This window comes from Vibrio sp. OPT46, from assembly GCF_015163535.1.
Lineage (GTDB): Bacteria > Pseudomonadota > Gammaproteobacteria > Enterobacterales > Vibrionaceae > Vibrio > Vibrio alginolyticus.
The window spans coordinates 703-5,914 of record NZ_JADDYG010000875.1; the positions used below are offsets into that span (position 1 = coordinate 703).

The following is a 5,212-nucleotide window of genomic DNA, read 5'->3' on the forward strand; positions in this document are numbered from 1 at the left end:
AACGGACACAGTCTGACTGCACCCACTCAGTATGAATAACCCAATAAAACCAGCCCATATAGAATTGTTCATTATGGCCCCATAAACTTATTTTATATAATCTAGCTCATTTGAAATTCACACAATTCTTTATGTAAAAATATAAAAGATCAACTTATATTTATACTACAAGCGGACAATAAATCGCATTTTTCAACAACACGTAGTTAACATGGACTGTAATTTCAAAAGCAGTTTCTGTTCTCTTTCATTCCTTCCTTAATTGAAGTTTATTAGAGAAAAGTGATATTCATATATATCATTACCATCGAGATATGCATCTGAACACATTTACTTTTGCCTTTCTATTTCTCTCAACACATTTAAAAGCCAAAATATAATAACAACCGACTAATATTGATAAACATGAAGAGATACATCTAATATTTTCCTTGATAAAATTTCAAAAGGGACTATTCCTATGTCAGCACGCCAAACTATCGATGAGATTTTGCTAAAGTTTGCTCATCAAATAGGCTTGCCTGCACTGCATCTAACGGAAAATGAAGTAAGCTTAGCCTTTGATGATAATCTAAGGGTGCATATCATCTTTCATCCTGAATCGACAACTCTGCAGCTCGAAGCTGAGATTGTTGGCCTTCAAATTGTAAATTCCGATCTTTATCGCTCTTTCTTGGCCTTTAATTATCACTGGCCTGAGCACCAGTTATTTTTTAGTTTAGATAACCACCGACATGTCCTATGTTTAAATCGACTCATTAACATTAGGCGACTGGATTACGAATATTTTGAAACAGCTTTAGCAGAATTGCTGACGCACAGCGAGTCGTGGGAAGCGTTATTGTCTTCTCATGTAACTATTGATAAGGCACCACCGATGCCACAAACTTTAGACTTGAGAGTTTAGGTGTCTTTATGTCCAATGACATCCAATCCACATACACCAATTCATCGGTTCATGACGTTCAACAAGCGCAGCAAAGTGATGCAGTGCCGCAAGGAACGTTTCATGGCCGTAAAGTCACCCTACTCTCCTCATCAGAAAGCAGTCTGATGCGAACAAGCTCTAAAAGAGAGCTTGGTGAATGTTTAAATCAATTTGCCAGTCTCGAATCTTGCAATCGCGTTTTGGACTTTGATCCACAACTCAATATTGACAAGCAAAACGCCGCCGTAGAAAAGCTTATGGAACGAAAAGTGGCGATAATTCAACGTTCCTGATATCACAATATAAGCAGGTTAAACATCTAAGTTAACCTTCAGCCGACAAGCTCACGCTAATAAAAAACCCCGAAGATTCGGGGTTTTGATTCATACTGCTTTTTCTTTATTAATTACTTAGTTTCACTAGAAGAAGCCTAACGGGTCGATGCTGTAGCTAATCAGCAAGTTCTTAGTATTCTGGTAGTGATCCAGCATCATCTTGTGCGTTTCGCGCCCGATACCCGATTTTTTGTAACCACCGAACGCTGCGTGTGCAGGGTAAGCGTGGTAACAGTTAATCCAGATCCGGCCAGCTTCAATATTACGGCCCATACGATATGCAACGTTCGCATCACGTGTCCAAACACCTGCGCCTAAGCCATATTCAGTGTCGTTTGCGATTTCCAACGCTTCAGCCTCATCTTTGAATTTGGTGATAGCGATCACTGGGCCAAAGATTTCTTCTTGGAAGATTCGCATCTTGTTGTGGCCTTCCAACATGGTTGGCTGAATGTAGTACCCCTGGTTGATAGACTCTGGCTGTTCTGACACTCCACCACCAAAGACCACTTTTGCGCCTTCTTCACGGCCGATTTCCAGGTAACTTAAAATCTTATCAAACTGTTCTTGAGAAGCCTGAGCACCGACTTGAGTATCGGTATCGAGCGGATTACCTTGTTTAATCAGCTGTGCACGTTCCGTCAGTTTCTCTACAAACTTGTCATAAATCGCTTCATGAACCAGTACGCGAGATGGACAAGTACAAACTTCACCTTGGTTGAAGAAACCAAGTAACGTACCTTCGATACACTTATCAAGATACTCATCTTCGTAATCGAAGATATCTGAGAAGTAGATGTTTGGAGATTTACCACCTAACTCAACTGTCGATGGGATCAGGTTGTCTGCTGCACATTTCAGAATGTGGTTGCCAACTTGCGTAGACCCGGTAAACGCGAGTTTCGCAATGCGGTTGCTGGTTGCTAATGCTTGACCCGCTTCAGAACCATATCCGTTTACAACGTTGATGACACCAGGAGGAAGAAGGTCACCGATTTTTTCCATCAGAACCAGAATCGACGTTGGGGTTTGCTCTGCTGGCTTCAATACCACACAGCAACCCGCCGCTAGTGCCGGTGCTAGTTTCCAAGCCGCCATCAACATTGGGAAGTTCCACGGAATAATTTGACCAACCACACCAATCGGTTCTGGGAAGTGGTAGCTTGCGGTGTGCTCATCCAGTTCTGCCGCACTGCCTTCTTGTGCGCGAATACAGCCAGCGAAGTAACGGAAGTGATCCACTACTAAAGGTAAATCTGCCGCCAAGGTTTCGCGAACTGGTTTGCCGTTTTCCCAAGTTTCTGCAACAGCAAGCTCTTCTAGATGCTGCTCAATACGGTCAGCAATTTTCAGCAAGATGTTCGAACGTTCTGTCACGCTGGTTTTGGCCCATTTTGCTTTGATGTTGTGCGCGGCATCCAGTGCTAAATCAATATCTTCCTCGCTAGAGCGAGCAACTTTACAATACGCTTGTCCGTTGATTGGTGAGATATTGTCAAAGTACTCACCACCCGTTGGTTTTACCCATTCCCCACCGATAAAGTTATCGTAATGCGATTTAAAGTTAACAATGGCATTTTCACTACCTGGCTGTGCATAGATCATAACTCTTCCTTTTGTTTCTCGTTCAATGTGTTATTGCAGTGTCGTATCGCACTGTTCACAAAGAGCATTACGCAAGTCACACGCCAACTACGCCACACTTGTTGTTAATTAAATGTAAAACTATGATTACCAAGCGATAACAAACCAAGTGAGCGATGTTTGAGCGGATGTATGGTGTGAACACCAATGTTCAAGTGTTCCAAAATGGCACACCCTCACTGTGACAAAATGGTACAGTCATGGAACTTCAACATATTAGCGATAACAATTGGCTTTCAACTTCATGGGTCAGAAGTGAACAAGCGGGTTTAAAACAGCGTCGACGCCCTGAAGATATTCGAGTAACGCCAGCGACGCTCCAAGATAGGCGTCACCAACTCAACTTTTTGCTAGAGGCAGTCACTCAATTTGCGCTCCCTTTGTTTAATCAGCTATTTGCTCATAGCGACAGTCGCTTAATTTTGACGGATTCAGATGGTGTCATCATCGGCAGTTGGGGACAGCCTAGATTTCGTGAGAAGTTGACGGAAATCTCGCTAAGCTCTGGAGCATGCTGGCAAGAAAAGGTCAAAGGCACCAACGCGATTGGTACAGCTTTGGTTGAAGCAAAGCCCGTTTCTGTTATTGGTGATCAGCACTTTATCCAACACCATCGTTTTATTAGCTGTTCGGCTAATCCTATTTTCGATCATCTTGGTAACCTCATTGGCGTATTAGATATTACAAGCGAGCAAAAGAGACATGACTTCTCAACGCAAGTACTAGTACAAAACATGGTCCAGCAAGTGGAGAATCAACTACTTAACTTGATTCCACAAGGGCATATTCGTGTGGATTTAGCGTGCGAAAAAGGTTTACTGAATAGTGGTTGGCAAGGAATTATCATTGCAAATGAAGACGGACAAGTTTTGGCTCACAATCAAGTAGCCTCTCAACTTTTTGCGCAAAAAAGTATCATTGGGCAATCCTTAGACGACATTCTATCCACTCGGGGAAATGAGCACCCTTTCGTTTTCAAAACAAAACCGCTTACCGATAAAGATAGCAAGGTCAAGTCTCGTGCTGTAGCGGCGTCCAATGATCTTCATTATGGCGACTCCGCTGTTGAGCACTGTTGGCAGCAAGCCAATCGCGTCATCGATAAAGACATCAGTTTGTTGATTCTCGGAGAGACTGGTGTTGGCAAAAACGAGTTTGTGAAAGCACTCCATAAAAACAGCCAGAGAAAAACGGGACCGTTAGTTTCCGTCAACTGCGGAGCGCTACCAAAAGATCTGGTTGAATCTGAATTATTTGGCTACGTAGCCGGTGCCTTTACTGGCGCAAACAGCAAAGGCTATCAGGGAAAAATTCGCCAAGCACACAAAGGGATTTTGTTTCTAGATGAAATCGCAGATTTACCCTTGGAAGCTCAAAGCCGATTGCTCCATGTATTGCAAGATAAAACCGTGCTTCCCGTGGGTTCCAACCAAAGCATTCAAGTCGATACGCAAATCATTGCAGCCACGCATAAAGATCTGGAACATTTGGTCAGCGAAGGATTGTTCCGCCAAGATTTGTATTATCGCCTTAATGGCTTGATCATTGAGCTACCTCGCTTTGAGGAACGTGATGACAAACGACAACTGATTGAGAACATTCATCGGCGTCACGCCGAATCTGAACAACAGCTTTGCCCTCACCTACTTTCTCTGATGCTGTCTTACTCATGGCCAGGAAATTTGCGTGAACTCGATAGTTTAATCAAAGTATCCGCCTTAATGGCGCAAGGTGAAGAAATATTGGAACTCATACACGTCCCAGCCCACCTAAGTATGAAACTCAGCCAAGCTCAAGAAGGAGCAGCATCCGCTGAACCAACTTCAGAACTGCGTGCAACCGTCGAAGATAAGTTGCTCAAAACATATCAAGCCAATCAGGGGAACATTAGCAAAACGTCTCGTATGCTTGGTGTGAGCCGAAATACCATTTACAGAAAGTTGAAAAGCCTTGGCATATTAAGTTAATTCTACGACCTCAGATACAAAAAGAGCACCGTTGCGGTGCTCTTTCTCTTTGAAACCTAGCTTACAGGCCGCCTTGTTGTTGTGCCTGTTTTACTAATGCCTGACGTTGAGTTTCCTTCTCAGAGATCACTTGATTGTCCTTGTGCATTTCCTGTTCCAATTCTGCTGGAATGAAAACAAAGTACTTGTTAAGAGTCATCTTAGAACCTCAATTTGCTGTGTTAATTACCTTCTTGGTCGACGTAAACAAAACCAGAAAAACATGTTTTACTGGATCCTTGTTGCTAGTTTCAAAAAATAAAGGATGTTCATATAGTAAACATCCTCCATGTGGGCGC

5 protein-coding genes are annotated in these 5,212 nt (G+C 42.9%); 3 read left to right on the plus strand and 2 right to left on the minus strand.

Translation table 11 applies throughout. The annotated features are described in order from the left end of the window. Positions 1-460 precede the first annotated feature (460 nt). A complete protein-coding gene (gene exsC, locus IQR33_RS31000; protein ID WP_017821349.1) occupies positions 461-907 on the plus strand; it encodes a type III secretion system regulatory chaperone ExsC in 447 nt (148 codons plus the stop codon). Positions 908-915: 8 nt separating this feature from the next. Then, positions 916-1,221, plus strand: coding sequence for a T3SS regulon translocated regulator ExsE2 (gene exsE2, locus IQR33_RS31005; protein WP_017821350.1), 306 nt, complete (start codon positions 916-918; stop codon positions 1,219-1,221). A 126-nt stretch (positions 1,222-1,347) separates the two neighbouring features. Here the strand turns inward: exsE2 and IQR33_RS31010 are convergent, their stop codons facing one another. Continuing rightward, entirely contained in the window at positions 1,348-2,868 is a 1,521-nt protein-coding gene (locus IQR33_RS31010) for an aldehyde dehydrogenase family protein (RefSeq protein WP_193837340.1), read from the minus strand. 239 nt (positions 2,869-3,107) lie between these two features. Here IQR33_RS31010 and IQR33_RS31015 point away from each other — a divergent pair, with 239 nt between their 5' ends. Further along, entirely contained in the window at positions 3,108-4,874 is a 1,767-nt protein-coding gene (locus IQR33_RS31015) for a sigma-54-dependent Fis family transcriptional regulator (RefSeq protein ID WP_193837339.1), read from the plus strand. 61 nt (positions 4,875-4,935) lie between these two features. Here IQR33_RS31015 and IQR33_RS31020 read toward each other — a convergent pair whose 3' ends face one another. After that, entirely contained in the window at positions 4,936-5,073 is a 138-nt protein-coding gene (locus tag IQR33_RS31020) for a hypothetical protein (RefSeq protein ID WP_005377165.1), read from the minus strand. Positions 5,074-5,212: the final 139 nt, after the last annotated feature.